Origin of the sequence: Nonomuraea sp. NPDC052129, assembly GCF_040680095.1 — a bacterium.
Classification (GTDB): domain Bacteria; phylum Actinomycetota; class Actinomycetes; order Streptosporangiales; family Streptosporangiaceae; genus Nonomuraea.
The window spans coordinates 53,901-68,203 of the sequence record NZ_JBFAVX010000016.1; the positions used below are offsets into that span (position 1 = coordinate 53,901).

Consider the following 14,303-nt stretch of genomic DNA (forward strand, 5'->3'; position numbering starts at 1 on the left):
TACGAGCTCGTGGAAGAGCGCATAGTAGGCCGTTGAGGTAGCACGCCTCAGGTAGGCGGTCCGAGGACGTCCGCGCCCGGCGGTACGGCCTGCGAGGGTGTCGGCTAGATGGAGGTAGTCGTCTGCCTTGAAGTCTCGCCTCACGGCCAGTCCTGCTGGTCCCTGGTCAGGGCCTGGTCAATAACGCCTGTGCTGTTGTCTTCGAGCGGCTCGTCGACGTCTTCCCGCGCTTGGAATTCTTCCGGGGTGAACAGTTTGACGTAGACGTGCTCATCGATCTGGCGTTGAGTGGCAAGCTTGTTCACCTCCCTACGCAACGCATGGGTAAATTCGGCCGGCCACCCGTTCTCGTCGGGCGTGTCCATAATGATCACAGCTCGGAGTGCTGCCTCGCCATCGGCATCAAGGTACGGCTCAACCGAAGCCTCCTGGATGTGCGGCGCGTCTGGAATTCGCATGTCGCGGATCGCCATGGCCAGTTCGTTCAAGACTTCGCCCTGCCGCTTCATGCTCATGATGACCATCTTCGTACTTCCCGACTTCGACCAGAGGGCAGGCGAGGGCGCGTCACCAGAGGATCCTGTTCCGACCGAACATCTTCTTCGTGGTCAAGTCGACACCCAGCGTAGCGGCCCTGGTGACCCAGGGGCGGTGAAATCGTCATGGTAGCGGCGTTCGTGAGTTCGCCCCGGCTGTCCTTGATGTGGACAACGCCGCCGCCGGTCAGAGCTTGAGTCGTCGACAGGCGGGGCGGTTTAGGTTGTGTGCGGTTCGGAGCCCGCCGGGGTGGCGTGCCCTCCGAACATTGCCGCGGCTTGCTGGCCTTTCGCCTGGTTCTCCGTGACGTAAGGCCGCAGTTCCGCCTCGTACGCGGCGAAGGCGGTCTTGTGGTCGCCGTCCGCCTCAGCCAGGCTGCGGGCGAGCGTCCATGCTCCGATCAATGCCTGTGAGGTGCCCATGCCGCTGGTGGGCGCGGCGCAGTAGCCCGCGTCGCCGAGCAGCGTGACCCGGCCGTGGGACCAGCGGTCCAGGTGGACCTGGCAGGAGGAGCCGAAGTAGAAGTCGTCGGCTTCGCTCATCGCTTTCAGCAGCCGGGGCGCTTCCCAGCCGTGCTCGGCGAAGGCGGCCCGCACGGCCTGTTCCTGCTCCTGGCGGTCGCGGCGGTCCAGCGCGGGGGAGGTGGTGGCGAAGGAAAGACTGACCGTGAGAGGGGCCGCCGCGTCGAGGCCGAACATGTAGGTCGCCGTGTTCGGGGTCTGCTGGAGCAGCCCGGTGCGGTCGAGCCCGAGGTAGTTGGGGGTGCTGAACCCGGCTCCGGAAAGGCCCAGGTGCCGCAGCGCGTCGGCGTGCGGGCCGAAGGTCAGCCGTCGGACCTTGGAGTAGACGCCGTCGGCGCCGATCACAAGGTCGAAGTCGCGGGTGGCGCCGCGCTCGAACTCGACCGTGACGCCGGACTCATGCTGAGTCAGCGCGCTGATGGAGTCGTCGAACACGTACGCCACGTTGTCCGCGGTGATGCGGTGCAGGATCCGGGTCAGTTCCTGCTTGGGCACCTCCAGCTCGCCGGCGAATGCCTCCGCGGGCAGTTGCCCGATCTCGGCGCCGGTCTCGTCCACCAGCGTGGTGCCGCGCATCTTCGTGTCGTGCGCCCGGACCTCGGCGAGGATGCCCATCTCCTCCAGTACGCCGAGTGCCTGGCCGCGGAAGTCCACCGCGTAGCCGCTGTCACGCAGGTGCGGGGCGCGCTCGATCACGGTCACCTCGTACCTGTCGCGGTGCAGGAAGTAGGCGAGGGCGGGCCCGGCCACGCTGGCGCCCGAGATCAGAACCGTCGTCTTGGTCATGGAGATGACCGTAATCGCGTCTTGCCCATTTGGTCAAACCAAATGGATAGACCGTTTGGTCAAGTTCTTCGGTATGCTGCGCTGTATGGGAAACCGAGAGGATCTGCTGGCCGGGGCCAAGCGATGCCTGATCGAACGCGGCTGGGCTCGCACGACCGTCCGGGACATCGCCTCGGCCGCTGGAGTGAGTCACGCCGCCATCGGCTACCACTTCGGCTCCAAAGATGCCCTGCTCACCCAAGCCCTGGTGGAAGCGGTTGACGAGCTCGGAGCCGAACTCGACCGTCGCGCCCCGTCCGATGAGCCGGAAGAGCGCTGGCAGACGCTGATCGACAGCTTCACCACTCATCGGGCGTTGTGGGTGGCCCAACTCGAGGCCGTAGTGCAGGCCGAGCGATCACCAGAGGTACGTGAACACCTCGCCAAAGGGCAGCGCCAGGGACGCGAAGGGCTCGGCGGTTCCGTGCCGCTGGCATTGCTGACCGGTCTGATGCTGCAGTGGCTGGTGGACCCGGATCACGCGCCCTCCGGCGCAGACGTGATCAGCGAGCTCCGATCACTCCGTAACCTGTGACGTCCGCCGGTGAACATTCATCGGCTCGGATCACCCCGGCGATTCCCTCCATGTCCACCGAGACGAGCACCCGCATCTCGATCACGCCTTTCCAGGTCGTTCGCATGTATGCCGGCGGCTGAAGCGCTATGGTATCGAGCGTTTTGCGGCCCCTCGGGGGTGTGGTCATGTCCGGCCGGATCTCGGTCACCTGCCCGGCGTGCTACGCCGTGGAACGCAGGGGTACAAGTGAGCCATGGATGCTCCGAGGCCTCGACCGACCGAGGTGAGCGTGCGCCGGTTCGTTCCCACGGCTGATGCGCAGGCCGTTTTCGCCACGGCCCCGGCTATTGACTGGGACGAGGTGTGGCCGATCTGGACACGATGATCGATGACGAGCTACGCGATCCGTTCGACGGGACCCGCCTGTGACCTGGCATGAGCGGGGCGTTCTCGACACCAACATCGTGGCCGCCTTCAAGCTCTTTGATTCGCCGAACTCGCAGCTTCCGTGACATGCAGACGCCCCCGCACCCATGGCGGGCGCGGGGGAGTTGAGCTTCCCAGCTGTGGGTCAGGCCCGGAATGGCAGGTCGGCCACGTCCAGCGTTACCGCAATGATGATCACGATCATGATCACGAGAACCCCCACATGCTTGCCCCATTCCCCAGAGACCTGTACAAACAGGGAGAAGTTGCTCACCAGCGCGGTCACCCGGCGAAGGCTTCGCGGAGGAACTCGACGATCTCCGCCCGCGCGGCCTTGGCCTGCGGCACCACGCCCGGCATGCTGAGGAACGCGTGCGTCGCGCCCGGATATTCGGTGAGCCGCGCGGGCGTCCCGGCCGCCCGCAGCCGTTCGGCGTAGCAGCGGCCGTGATCGGCCACCGGATCAATGGTCGGCACCACTACGAGCGCTGGGGCCAGCCCGCTCAGGTCGTCGGCGTACAGCGGTGACAACGCGCGAGGATCCGTTCCCGGCGGAACGGCGAGCTGCTGGAAGAAGCGCATCTGCGTCAGGGTGAGGGCCGGGCTGTTGGCGTGCTGGCGCATCGAGGCGTGGTCGAATCCCGCCGAGGTCAGGTCGACAGGGGAGTTGGCGAGCACCTGAGCCCGCAAGGGCAGGCCGGACTCCCTGGCCCGGATCGCGGCCAGCGCGGTGACCATCGAGCCGGTGCTCTCACCGAAGACGGCGGTCCGCGCCGGGTCGATGCCCCACTGCGCGGCATGCCGCACCACATGCCGGAGTACGTCCCAGCCGTCGTCGACGGCCGCCGACAGCGGAGTATCCGGGTCGAGGAGGCGGTGCTCGACCGAGACGACGACCGCGGGCAGCTGGGCGGCGAGGTGACTGTTCACCCAGTCGCTCTGCACAGCCGTACCCACGAACCCGCCTCCGTGCACGTGGAGTACGAGTGGCAGGCCTTCGCCGCCGTGCCCGGGCGAGGGCCGGTACACCCGGACCCGGAGCCGGCGGTCGGGCAGTGCCACCTCTTGCCACTGGATCGTGGCGCCGCGGTCAGGGAACCCGGTGATCAGCCGCGCCAGACGGGAGGCCCGCTTGCGGTTCACCGTGTCGCGGAGGGCGACCAGTTCCTCGGCCGTCATCGCCGACCAGTCCGGCTCCTTCTGCAGGGCATGCATCAACCGGATGCCCAGCGGCGGCCGCTCCGTACCGGTGACCTCGCTCATCTGTCCCCCTGGTTTCGCTACGGCAAGTATCGATACCGATGGTAGCGCAAAGGGCTATCGTGTGAGCATGACCCGAACGACCACATCCGCCAGGCCGCCCGGTCGTCCGCGAGCCGGCGTCAACGACGTGGTCTTCGCCGCGACGCTGAGCACGGTGCACGAGCTCGGGTACGCGAGTGCCACCGTCGACCGCATCGCCGCCGCGGCCGGCGTCGCGAAGACGACGATCTACCGGCGCTGGCCGTCGAAGGGCGCGCTGATCGTGGACTGCCTCCTGGACGCGTTCGGCTCGGTGCCGCTGGAGGGCGTCAGCCGGGCCGAGCTCATGTCCTCGGCCATTCACTGGATCGCGGCGAAGATCGGCGAGCCCGGGGTGGGTGACGCGTTCGCGGGCGTGTTCAGTGACGCCGTGAGTGATCCGGCCGTACGCGAGGTGCTGTCCGCGCGGTTGCAGGACCCGTACCGGCTCGCGCTCCAGGAAGCGCTGGGCGAGCCGGAGAACCGGGTCCTGTTCTTCATTGACGTCGTCGTCGGAACCTTGCTGCACCGGATGGGCATGACCGGCGAGCCGATGGTCGACGCCGACGTGGCCGCACTGGTCGAGATGGTTCTAGGGCACTTCGCTGACGGTGCTGATCCGAACTAGACCTGCTGTTTTAGTACTGCACCCACAGGTAGTAAAGGCCCGGGGCGTTCCAGTTGGTCGGGATGACGGTTTCGCAGTAGTACTGGCGCCAGGTGTGGTTGGTCTGACCGTTGTAGCCGATCCCGGCGCATTGGTCGGGCCAGCCGTAGGTGCCCTGCTTGACATAGCCGGGTATTTCGGCCTGTGCGGGCGAGGCGAAAGCGAATGCGGTGATGAGGGTGGCCGCGGCCAATGTGAGCGCGGCTAGGGGGCGCGACTTCATACAGGAAAGTTAACTAATAATTTAAGGGCGGGCAATGCACTGCCCTCCGTTCCGGCGAACGGCATCTGACCGTTTTGTTGCTATTCGTTCTGTATGTTCGGTAGTCCAGCCCCGTACACGGACTCTGACGCGAGGAGGGACGCATGGCGCGGCTGGTATCGGTCAACGTGGGTCTTCCGCAGGATGTTGCCTGGCGGGGCAAGACGGTGCGTACCGGCGTGTGGAAGTACGCCGTCACCGGCCCGCGGATGGTGCGGCGGCTCAACGTCGACGGGGACGGCCAGGGGGATCTGGCCGGGCACGGCGGTGAATACCGCGCCGTCCTGGTCTACCAGCTCGACTCCTACCGCCACTGGCAGGAGTACCTGGGTCGCGACGACTTCGCCTACGGGCAGTTCGGGGAGAACTTCACCGTCGACGGGCTGCCGGACGACGAGGTGTGCATCGGTGACCGGTTCCAGGTGGGCGAGGCGCTGTTCGAAGTCACCCAGCCGCGTGTCACCTGCTACCGGGTGGGGTTGCGGATGGGCGAGCCCCAGATGGCCGCGTTGCTGGTGTCCCACCGGCGTCCGGGGTTCTACCTGAAAGTCCTCGTCGAGGGCCGGGTGGAGGCGGGGCAGGAGTTCGTCAAGGTCGCCTCCGGCCCCGAGGAGGTGACGGTCGCCGATATCGACGCGCTGTTGTACCTGCCGGGCCACTCCCGTCGGCAGCTCGCGCGGGCGCAGCGCATTCCCGCTCTCAGCCCCGGCTGGAGGACGTCGTTGCAGGCGCTGCTCGACCAGGCCGACGGCGCTTCCGGCGCGGCGGGCGGCAACGCGGGGCTGGCCCCCGCCGTCTCTCCGCCGCCGGCTTGGCCGGGGTTCCGGCCGCTCCGGGTGAAGCGGATCGAGGCGGAGAGCGCCAGCGTGTTCTCCGTGACGCTGGCCGCCCCCGACGGGGACCCGCGTCCTGCCGCGCTCGGCGGCGACCCGCGTTCTGCCGCCCCTGACGGGGCGCCGCTCCCTGCCGCCTCCGACGGCGACCCGCGTTCTGGCGCGCCCGGCGACGCGCCGCTTCCTGCCGCGTTGCCGGGCCAGTTCCTCACCGTTCGGGTGCCATCCGAGGGCGGCGGGCCGTCGCTGATCCGCAGCTACTCGCTGTCAGGCCCGCCGGGCGGCGCGGAGTATCGCCTCAGCATTAAGCAGGAGCCGCACGGGGTGGCCAGCGGATACCTGCGTGCCCATCTGCGTACCGGAGACGTCCTCGAATGCGCGGCCCCGCGAGGCGTCTTCACACTCGTGGCCGGTGACGGTCCCGTTGTCCTCATCTCGGCGGGCATCGGCGCCACCCCCGTCATGGCCATGCTGCACACGCTCGCCGCCGAGCGATCCTCTCGTGAGGTGTGGTGGCTGTACGGCGCGCGAGACGGCACCGAGCACCCGTTCGCCGACGAGAGCCGCGACCTGCTCGGCCGACTGGCGAACGCGCACCGGCACGTCTGCTACAGCCGCCCGGCCCCCGGCGACCGGCAGGGCGTCGACTACCACTCCAGGGGTCGCCTCTCCCTTGACCTGCTCTGCGGCCTCGGCCTGCCACGCGGCGCCGACACGTACGTGTGCGGCCCTCCCGCGCTCATGCGGGACCTCCCGGTCGCGCTCGCCGCCTCCGCGCTCGCTCCCTCCCATGTCCGTACGGAGATCTTCGGCGCCGGTCCGTCTCTGACTCCTGGTGTCACCAGCGCTTCGGTGGCTCCCGTACACCCGCCCGCGGGTCCGCCGGGTGACGGGCCCGCGGTCTCCTTCGCGCGCAGCGGGCTGACGGTGAGCTGGAGCACCGCGTACATGAGCCTGCTGGAGCTCGCCGAAGCCTGTGACGTGCCCACCCGCTGGTCATGCCGTACCGGCGTCTGCCACAACTGTGAGAGCGGCCTGCTGGCCGGAAGCGTCGACTACTCGCCCGAGCCGCTCGACGCGCCCGCCGAAGGCGACGCGCTCATCTGCTGCTCCCGGCCACGTGAGGACGTCATCCTGGACCTTTGACACGTTCGGACCTACAGCTGATCGCCTCAGGTGCCGCCCTTGGCGGCCATCAGCATGTCCAGGTGCGTCTGGACGATGGGCTTGGCATCGGTGGCGAGCTGCTTCACCTCCGGCGAGGATCCCTTCCGCAGTTCCTTGGCGCCGTTGGCGAGACTCTGGCGGTGTCCGGCGATCTGCGCGGCCAGCCATGCTCGGTCGAATGCTTCGCCGCTCTTGGCGGCCAGCTCCCCGAGCTGGCGGCGCTGGCTGGCACTCGGCTTGTCGGGCAGGTCCACCCCTACCTGCTTGGCGACCCGGCTCACGTCGCCGTCCATCTTGGTGTGATCGCTGATCAGTTTGGCGCCCAGCTCCCGGACCGCCTTGCTGACGCCCATGTCCTGGGCGGCCTGTCCGGCCTGGATCTCGGCCAGGTTGCCTTGGTGTGCCTGCCGGAGGAAGGTCCGGTCCTGTTCGTTCACGTCCAGGTGCGTGCGCGCGCCGGCGGCCGCGGGAGGCATCACGGCAATCGCAAGGGCGAACATGATGGGGATGATCGCTTTGGGCATTGAATGTCCCCCTTCGGTCGGTTTGTCCGTCCCGACTTGGTGCCCTCCGCTGGCTCCAGGCGAACTCATGTGTGATCAAAATGAACGCATGGGTCGCACCGAATCGGTCGCCAAGCACCTGCTCGTGGCGAAGGGCACAAAGCGGTGGAGGTCTGGTCCTAGTCACTTGGACGGCGGCGGCCCGCATGAGCGGGTGCGCGAAAGTGACGCCGCCACCGTCGGCGAAGGTGCGGCCGCCGCCGGCCGTGAGGAAGCCGGCCCGCTCTGCCGTACCAAGAGACTCGGCGCCGATCCCGAGCCGTTCGGCCGCCCGGAGTACGGTGCCCAGGTCGCCGGTGTCCTCGACGGCGGCGAGCAGGATCATCAGCTGGGCTCCGTCCGGCAGTCGCGCGATGCGGGTCGCGTACGCCTCCTGGATCCGGCGCGGCAGCGGCATCGGAGTGAACGGGTCGGCGGTGCGCGGCAGTTCGATCAACGCGAGCGGGTTGCCGCAGCTCTCGGTCAGGACCCGGCTTCTGGGGCCCTCCGCCAGGTGCGGGTCGCGTTCGGTCAGCAGCTCGGCCGCCGACTCCGCGTCGAGCGGGCCGAGCCGGCGCTCCGGCAGGCCCTGCGCGTTGAAACCGTCACGTGCGGCGAAGAGCAGGACGACTCCCTCGGCGTCGAGCCGCCTGGCCGCGAAGACCAGCGCGTCCGCGGAGGCCCGGTCCAGCCAGTGCGCGTCATCCACCAGGCAGAGCAGCGGGCCGTCCTCGGCGATCTCCGACAACAGGGACAGCGTCGCGAGTCCGATGAGGAAACGGTCCTCGCCCGCGGCCGCACCGAGGCCGAGCGCGCCTTTCAGCGCGAGCGCCTGGCGCTCGGGCAGCGCCTCCGCGCGAGCCAGCTCCGGCCGCAGCAACTGGTGCAGCGCCGCGAACGGGAGCTCGGCCTCGGTCTCCACCCCGACGCTGCGGAGCACCCGCAGATCGGTAGCCTGTTCGGCGGCGCTTCTCAGCAGGGCGCTCTTGCCGATGCCCGGATCACCGTAGATCACGAGAGCGCCGCTGCGCCCCGCTCGCGCGCTCTCCAGTAGCCCGTCGACGACTGCCTGGTCCTCGCGTCTGCCCCTAAGCATGCCCGGTCAGCCCCGAGAGGTGATGCCACATCACCGGGAAAGAGTACGGGCTGGCAAAAGCCGATCAGTTGTACGGGTCGCGGCTTCGGCGCTGCTCGTATTCGCGCTGTTCGTACTCGCGGGTGCGCTCGTACCGGCGCTGCTCGTGTCCTCTGGGCTCGTGGCCCCGCTGGTCGTATCCGCGCTGGTCGTATCCGTGGGGCTCGTAACCTTGCGGCTCATACCCCCGGGGCTGCTCGTACGGATACGGCTCGGGGTCCGATACGTGCTCGAACTCTATGGCTGTGCGCCCGATCGAGGCCAGGAGCGAGAAGATGGCGATGCCGACGACGAGGTTGATGGCGGCCGTGGCGACCTGCCTGATGAGGTCGACGGAGTACATGAACGGCAGGATCGTGATGATCACGGTGAAGAGCCCGGCGATCCAGCCGAAGAACTTGGTCGGCTCCGGCGTCGACAGCATGAGGACATAGAGCAGCAGCGTCGCGACGAGCGCGGCCGTGGCGGCCGAGATCGCGTATCCCGTGATCGCCGTGCTGCCGTAAGCGGAGTTCCCGTACGGAGTCAGCGCGCGGATGCCCAGAAGCCGGTTGCTGATCATGGCTCCGACGACCACGATCAGTGCGGCCACCACGGCGGCGGCCACGCCGCCTCCCCACACTCGCGCCGGATTGACTCTCGGCCGGGACGACCCCGGGTGGCGATCATGGCGGTCATGGGAGGGATATGACATGCGAATCACCTTTGTCGCGAATGCTGATCAAGCACTTACGGAACCATACACGCGCTGTCAAGGGCGGATGACGCGCCGTGCGCGTGGTGGGTCCCGTAGATCGCCTCGCTTCTCGGTCCCCAGCTCAGTCCCCAGCTCATAGGAATCGGTCCCCGAATGGCCAAGGGGTTTAATGGCCGCCCCTTCTCCGATAGCGTCGTCGGCGCGATTCCCAGCTGACGGTAGGAGCGAAATCGGTGTCTGGGCCCTATCCCCGTGAAGGAACGCCCGCGCCGCCGCCGCGGTCCACACGCTGGGTGCGACGCTGGGCCGTGGCGATGCCTGCCGCATGGATCGTCGGCATCCTGTGGATCGTCATGTACTACGTGGATCCCGCCTTCCCGGTTCTCGGTGAGTTCGGGAATTGGAATCTGTTGATCGGGTTCGGGCTGCTCTTGCTGGGTGCGGTGTTCGGGGTGTTCCTGCTGGTGGCCTTGGTCATGTCGGCGCGCCGCCGCCCCTGAGAAGGGCCTATGTGACCGTACGGAGAAGCCTTCACATCGAGGCCGGTCAGCAGGCCTTGTCGCGGTTCGGCAGCTGGCCGGTGGTCAGGAAGCCGGTGACGGTCCGGTCGCCGCAGGCGTTGCCGTTGGCGAGGTAGGCGCCGTGGCCGCCGGAGTCGACGCTGACCATGCGGGCCCGCTGCCCGAACGCCTGCCGCATCTTCAGCGCGCCGCTGTACGGCGTGGCCGGGTCACGCAGGTTCTGGATGAGCAGCACATTGGCCGGGCCGCGCGAGCCGACCCGTACGGGCGACTCGGCGGGCTTGACGGGCCAGTACGCGCACGGCCCCATGTTGACCGGCATGCCCGCCGTGAGCGGGTGGGCGATCCGGTCACGCGCCACCTGCCGCTGGAACGTGGCGACCGAGTCCGTCCACTCCACGTCGTTGCACATGGTGGCGCCGGCGTGGGCGGCGGTGTTCTGCAGGACGGCCGGCGGCGGCGTGTTCGCCGGAGGCAGTTCGGCGGAGGTCAGGGCGGCGTGCATGAGTCCGGCCAGCATGGGGAAGTTCGCGTCGGAGTAGAGCGCGTTGAGCATGGTCTCCCGGAGGAGGTTGCCGTTCAGCTCCTCGGGGTTGGCGCCCGGCCACGGCAAGGGCTTGCGGTCCAGGTCGGCCGCGAGCTCCAGGAACGTGCGCCGGACCGCCGCCGCGTCCGTACCGAGGCCGTAGTCGGCGTCACGGGCCGCGGCCCAGGTGGCGAAGTCGGGGAAGCGATCCTCCACGCCGACGGAGTAGTTGGCCAGCCACTGCCGCGCCACCCGGCTCGGATCGGGATCGTCGTTGCTGTCCAGAACGACCCGGTCCGTACGCTCAGGGAACATGGTGGCGTAGACGGCCCCGGCGTAGGTGCCGTAGGAGACGCCCCAGTAGGAGATCTTCTTCTCGCCCAGCGTCCGGCGGATGGCGTCGATGTCCCTGGCCTCGTTACGGGTGCTGATGTGCCGGACGAGCGGCCCGCCGTTGCGGGCGCAGGCCTCGGCGATCCTGCGCGACCAGGCGGCGTTCGCCGCGATGCCGCCGTCGGCGTCGGGGTACGGCTTGAGCTTGGTGAACGAGAGATCACCGGTCGCCAGCCCGCAGGAGACAGGGGAGCTCTGGCCCACGCCACGCGGGTCGAACCCGATGATGTCGAAGCGGTCGAGCACGTCCTGCGGCAGCCGCTTGACCTGGACACTCGGCCGGTTCAGGCCCGGGCTGCCCGGCCCGCCGGGGATGATCAGCAGCACACCACGGCGCGACGTGGGCTTGGCGGTCCTGATCCGCGACACCGCCAGCGAGATCGTCGGCCCACCGGGCGCCTGATAGTCCAGAGGGACCTTCAGCGTGGCGCACTCCTGTCGCGCGTCGACACCGGGCCCGGCGGGGCAGGCGCTCCACGAGACGGCCGCCGCCTGCGCGGGGGTCACGAGGGCGGTGGCAAGGATGGCGGTGGCCGCTCCAGCGGCGGACAGTCTCGCGAGGTTTCGCATCAGGGGTCCTCTTCAGTGATCGTTCGGCTTGCGTCAACGACTCTGCCGAGCCGCGGATCTCCGAACCAGAGACCGCGTCACCGAAGACCCATGACCTCCTCACGAAACGGACAACCCGTAGGCTTGCCCCCGATCTGACACGGGGGAGTGAGTTGTCGCAGGTTCCGGTGCCGCGCCTGGCGCGGGGGATCGTGGTCGTGGTGCTCGCCGGGTTCGCGTCCGTCTATGTGCTGGCGGGGTCCCCCCTCGCGATCGTGGCGTTCGGGCTGCAGCTCGTCTACGTACAGCGCTCCCTGCGGCGGTTCAGGGGGCCGTGGCTGCTGGTCGTACAGGCGGTGGTCGGTTACGCGGCCACGCTCGGCTTCGGCACCTCCGTCGGGATCCTCGGCTTCCTGGGCGGATCGTTGCTGCTGACCCCGGCGTGGCCGCTGGCCCCGCTGGTGGCGGTCAGCGCCGCCGTCGTCGGTCCGGCGGACCCCGCGATCAGCATGGTGCTGATCGCCCTGGTGATCTACGGCCTCACCCGGCTCACCGATCGGGTGGACGAGATGTACGCCGCCCGGCTCGCGCTGGCGCTGGCTGCGGCGGCCGAGGAGCGGTTGCGCATCGCCACCGGGCTGAGCGACGGCCTCGGCAGAGGGCTCACGGCGATCGCCGCAGGCGTACGGTCCGCTCTGGATCGACCCGAACGCGTCGCGGAGACGCTCGGCGAGGTCGTCGCCACCGCCCGCCGCTCCCTGGCCGACGCCAGGAACGCCGCCGCGGGCTACCGCGCCACGTCACTCGCGCCCGAGATGACGACCGCCCGCGCGATGCTGACGGCCGCGGCGATCGAGACCGAGACGCGGATCGGGCACTCCGAGCCGCTAGGCCCCGCGGGCGCGCTGCTCGCGGCGGTGCTGCGCGAGGTGGTGACCGAAGCCGTACGCCAGAACACGGCCACGACGTGCGTGATCGAGACCACCACGACCGACGGGACGGTACGCCTGCGCGTCACCCATGACGGCGCCCGCACGGCCGAGGACGAGGGCTTGGCCGATCTGACCCGGCAGCTGGAAGAAGCAGGCGGCAGCCTGACCACGGGCCTGTCCGCCGAGGGCCGGCTGACCGTGGACGCCGTGCTGCCCGAGGGACCGGCGGAGGCGGCGGAGGCGGCCGTGGACCCGGGCGCCTACCGGTTGTCGGTCGCGCTGCTCGCCGCGGTGCTGGTCGGGTTCTCGATCAAGGCGCTGCTGTTCGTCCCCGCGAGCCTCATGGTCCCCGCCGCGGCCTGTCTCGCCGTGATCGTCGTCATGCAGCTCCGTTCGATCAACGGGCGTCACATGCTCGCGCTCGCGTTGCTGGCATTGCTCGTCTACCTGCCGATTCCGGTGTTCGGGCGGGCCTGGCTGGGGGCGGCCGGGTTCCTCGCCGGTCCGATCCTGCTCGCGTTCCCGTGGAGCGTGGCCTGGCCGCTGGTCGGGTGTGTGATGGCGAGCGTCGCGGTGAGCGCGGTGCTGCTCGGCCTGCCGGTCCCGCTGACGGTCAACTTCACCGCGAGCACGCTCGTGACCGGCCTGGTCGTGTACGGGCTGCTCAAGCTCGCTCAGCTGGTACGGGAGTTGCAGGAGGCCAGGCAGGCGCTGGCCCGCGCCGCCGTGGTCGAGGAGCGCCTGCGCGCCGCGCGCGACCTGCACGACCTGCTCGGCCACAGCCTGGCCGCGATCCTGCTCAAGTGCGAGCTGGCCAGACGCCTGGACCCCGCGCGGGCTCGGGCCGAGTTGGTGGACGTACTGGCGATGACCGAGAAGGCGGAGGGGGATCTGCGGGTCATCTCCGGTGCGCGGCCGGCGCTGTCGCTGGCCGCCGAGGCCGAGTCGGCACGGTCCGTGCTGGCCGCCGCGGGCATCCAGGTGGAGCTCGGCCTCGCGCACGCGGAGCTGTCCGCCGAGGTGGAGAACGTCCTGGGCACCGTGCTCCGGGAAGCGGTGACCAACGTGCTCAGGCACAGCTCCGCTCGGCATTGTGTGATCACCACGGTGATGGAGGAAGGCGTGGTACGGCTCCGCGTACGCAACGACGGCGTGCGCTCTTCGGAGGGGCGGCCCGGTTCGGCCGGTATCGGCAACCTGACCACCCGCCTGGCGGCCCTGGACGGGCGGCTCGGCACGGCCCGCGAGGACGGCTGGTTCGAGCTGACGGCCCAGGCGCCGACCTCCCTGCACATGGTCGGTTAGATCCAGCCCGCCTCGGTGGCGATGCGGACGGCGTCCGTACGGTTGCGGGCATTGAGTTTGGCGACGATGGCGGTCAGGTAGTTGCGTACCGTGCCCGCGCCGAGAAAGAGCTTGGCCGCTATCTCGGCCGCGTCGGCGCCGCCCGCCGCCAGCCGCAGCACGTCGGCCTCTCGCGACGTCAGCGGGTTGTCGGCCAGGTCCCAGGCGGTGACCGCCAGCGAGGGGTCGAGCACCCGCTTGCCCGCCGCGACGTCGCGGATCGCCGCGACCAGGTCCTCGGGCGGCGCGGTCTTCAGCAGGAACCCGTCCACCTGCGCCCCGAGCGCCCGGCGCAGGTGCCCCGGCTTGCCGTGTCCGGTCAGCATGAGCGTGCGGCACGACGGCAGCTTCGCGCGTATTTCGGCCGCGGCGGCCAGGCCGTCGAGCGTGCCGGGCATGTCGATGTCGAGCACCGCGACATCCGGCCGGTGGACCAGGGCCGAGGGTACGGCGGCGTCGCCCGACTCGACGGCGGCCACGATCTCCAGGTCCGGCTCGAGGCTGAGCAGGGCGACCAGGGCGCCCCTGATGACGTGCTGGTCCTCGGCCAGAAGCACTCGAATCACAGGGATATGTCTACCAGTGTCCGGATCATGATGAGGTCATGGCGCAGGCGTGATCGCGTCTC

14 protein-coding genes and 1 pseudogene are annotated in these 14,303 nt (G+C 69.2%); 5 read left to right on the plus strand and 10 right to left on the minus strand.

Annotated elements, in window-relative coordinates; genetic code table 11:
* Window positions 1-140: 140 nt before the first annotated feature.
* On the minus strand, window positions 141-515 hold the full coding sequence (locus tag AB0L53_RS30910) for a hypothetical protein (protein WP_364001144.1): 375 nt from the start codon (window positions 513-515) through the stop codon (window positions 141-143).
* 240 nt (window positions 516-755) lie between these two features.
* On the minus strand, window positions 756-1,844 hold the full coding sequence (locus AB0L53_RS30915) for an FAD-dependent monooxygenase (protein ID WP_364001146.1): 1,089 nt from the start codon (window positions 1,842-1,844) through the stop codon (window positions 756-758).
* On the opposite strand from AB0L53_RS30915, the gene AB0L53_RS30920 reads away from it, so the two are divergent.
* Window positions 1,843-2,418: a TetR family transcriptional regulator gene (locus AB0L53_RS30920; protein ID WP_364001149.1), complete on the plus strand. Its 576-nt coding sequence runs from the start codon at window positions 1,843-1,845 to the stop codon at window positions 2,416-2,418. The two genes, AB0L53_RS30915 and AB0L53_RS30920, sit on opposite strands and share 2 nt — an antisense overlap.
* A gap of 553 nt (window positions 2,419-2,971) precedes the next feature.
* Here the strand turns inward: AB0L53_RS30920 and AB0L53_RS30925 are convergent.
* Together AB0L53_RS30925 and AB0L53_RS30930 are read right to left on the minus strand one after the other, a co-directional pair.
* Entirely contained in the window at window positions 2,972-3,112 is a 141-nt protein-coding gene (locus tag AB0L53_RS30925; protein ID WP_364001152.1) for a hypothetical protein, read from the minus strand.
* Entirely contained in the window at window positions 3,109-4,089 is a 981-nt protein-coding gene (locus tag AB0L53_RS30930; protein WP_364001155.1) for an alpha/beta hydrolase, read from the minus strand. Before AB0L53_RS30930 ends, AB0L53_RS30925 begins: the two co-directional genes overlap by 4 nt.
* Before the next feature lie 67 nt (window positions 4,090-4,156).
* Here AB0L53_RS30930 and AB0L53_RS30935 point away from each other — a divergent pair, with 67 nt between their 5' ends.
* Window positions 4,157-4,735: a TetR/AcrR family transcriptional regulator gene (locus AB0L53_RS30935; protein ID WP_364001158.1), complete on the plus strand. Its 579-nt coding sequence runs from the start codon at window positions 4,157-4,159 to the stop codon at window positions 4,733-4,735.
* A 10-nt stretch (window positions 4,736-4,745) separates the two neighbouring features.
* Here the strand turns inward: AB0L53_RS30935 and AB0L53_RS30940 are convergent, their stop codons facing one another.
* On the minus strand, window positions 4,746-4,997 hold the full coding sequence (locus tag AB0L53_RS30940; RefSeq protein ID WP_364001161.1) for a hypothetical protein: 252 nt from the start codon (window positions 4,995-4,997) through the stop codon (window positions 4,746-4,748).
* A 143-nt stretch (window positions 4,998-5,140) separates the two neighbouring features.
* On the opposite strand from AB0L53_RS30940, the gene AB0L53_RS30945 reads away from it, so the two are divergent.
* Window positions 5,141-7,015 (plus strand): MOSC and FAD-binding oxidoreductase domain-containing protein, encoded by a 1,875-nt coding sequence (locus AB0L53_RS30945; protein ID WP_364001164.1) that lies wholly within the window; start codon window positions 5,141-5,143, stop codon window positions 7,013-7,015.
* 26 nt (window positions 7,016-7,041) lie between these two features.
* Here AB0L53_RS30945 and AB0L53_RS30950 read toward each other — a convergent pair whose 3' ends face one another.
* From AB0L53_RS30950 to AB0L53_RS30960, 3 genes and pseudogenes are all read right to left on the minus strand, one after another.
* Window positions 7,042-7,536: a DUF4142 domain-containing protein gene (locus tag AB0L53_RS30950; protein WP_364001167.1), complete on the minus strand. Its 495-nt coding sequence runs from the start codon at window positions 7,534-7,536 to the stop codon at window positions 7,042-7,044.
* Between the two features lie 727 nt (window positions 7,537-8,263).
* Window positions 8,264-8,674 (minus strand): annotated as a pseudogene (locus AB0L53_RS30955) (ATP-binding protein); the annotation flags it as partial.
* Between the two features lie 64 nt (window positions 8,675-8,738).
* A complete protein-coding gene (locus tag AB0L53_RS30960; protein WP_364001170.1) occupies window positions 8,739-9,407 on the minus strand; it encodes a DUF6069 family protein in 669 nt (222 codons plus the stop codon).
* Between the two features lie 296 nt (window positions 9,408-9,703).
* On the opposite strand from AB0L53_RS30960, the gene AB0L53_RS30965 reads away from it, so the two are divergent.
* Window positions 9,704-9,910 (plus strand): cell division protein CrgA, encoded by a 207-nt coding sequence (locus AB0L53_RS30965; protein ID WP_364001173.1) that lies wholly within the window; start codon window positions 9,704-9,706, stop codon window positions 9,908-9,910.
* Between the two features lie 46 nt (window positions 9,911-9,956).
* Here AB0L53_RS30965 and AB0L53_RS30970 read toward each other — a convergent pair whose 3' ends face one another.
* Window positions 9,957-11,420: an alpha/beta hydrolase gene (locus AB0L53_RS30970; RefSeq protein ID WP_364001175.1), complete on the minus strand. Its 1,464-nt coding sequence runs from the start codon at window positions 11,418-11,420 to the stop codon at window positions 9,957-9,959.
* A gap of 152 nt (window positions 11,421-11,572) precedes the next feature.
* On the opposite strand from AB0L53_RS30970, the gene AB0L53_RS30975 reads away from it, so the two are divergent.
* Window positions 11,573-13,636, plus strand: coding sequence for a histidine kinase (locus AB0L53_RS30975; RefSeq protein ID WP_364001178.1), 2,064 nt, complete (start codon window positions 11,573-11,575; stop codon window positions 13,634-13,636).
* Here the strand turns inward: AB0L53_RS30975 and AB0L53_RS30980 are convergent.
* Entirely contained in the window at window positions 13,633-14,241 is a 609-nt protein-coding gene (locus AB0L53_RS30980; RefSeq protein ID WP_364001181.1) for a response regulator transcription factor, read from the minus strand. The two genes, AB0L53_RS30975 and AB0L53_RS30980, sit on opposite strands and share 4 nt — an antisense overlap.
* Window positions 14,242-14,303: the final 62 nt, after the last annotated feature.

What these genes read in the sequence shown, in the direction of transcription:
- AB0L53_RS30970 (WP_364001175.1), bottom strand. Translation starts at nt 11,420, where the DNA reads ATGCGAAACCTCGCGAGACTGTCCGCCGCTGGAGCGGCCACCGCCATC.
- AB0L53_RS30915 (WP_364001146.1), bottom strand. Translation starts at nt 1,844, where the DNA reads ATGACCAAGACGACGGTTCTGATCTCGGGCGCCAGCGTGGCCGGGCCC.
- AB0L53_RS30930 (WP_364001155.1), bottom strand. Translation starts at nt 4,089, where the DNA reads ATGAGCGAGGTCACCGGTACGGAGCGGCCGCCGCTGGGCATCCGGTTG.
- AB0L53_RS30935 (WP_364001158.1), top strand. Translation starts at nt 4,157, where the DNA reads ATGACCCGAACGACCACATCCGCCAGGCCGCCCGGTCGTCCGCGAGCC.
- AB0L53_RS30945 (WP_364001164.1), top strand. Translation starts at nt 5,141, where the DNA reads ATGGCGCGGCTGGTATCGGTCAACGTGGGTCTTCCGCAGGATGTTGCC.
- AB0L53_RS30950 (WP_364001167.1), bottom strand. Translation starts at nt 7,536, where the DNA reads ATGTTCGCCCTTGCGATTGCCGTGATGCCTCCCGCGGCCGCCGGCGCG.
- AB0L53_RS30910 (WP_364001144.1), bottom strand. Translation starts at nt 515, where the DNA reads ATGAGCATGAAGCGGCAGGGCGAAGTCTTGAACGAACTGGCCATGGCG.
- AB0L53_RS30920 (WP_364001149.1), top strand. Translation starts at nt 1,843, where the DNA reads ATGGAGATGACCGTAATCGCGTCTTGCCCATTTGGTCAAACCAAATGG.
- AB0L53_RS30940 (WP_364001161.1), bottom strand. Translation starts at nt 4,997, where the DNA reads ATGAAGTCGCGCCCCCTAGCCGCGCTCACATTGGCCGCGGCCACCCTC.
- AB0L53_RS30960 (WP_364001170.1), bottom strand. Translation starts at nt 9,407, where the DNA reads ATGTCATATCCCTCCCATGACCGCCATGATCGCCACCCGGGGTCGTCC.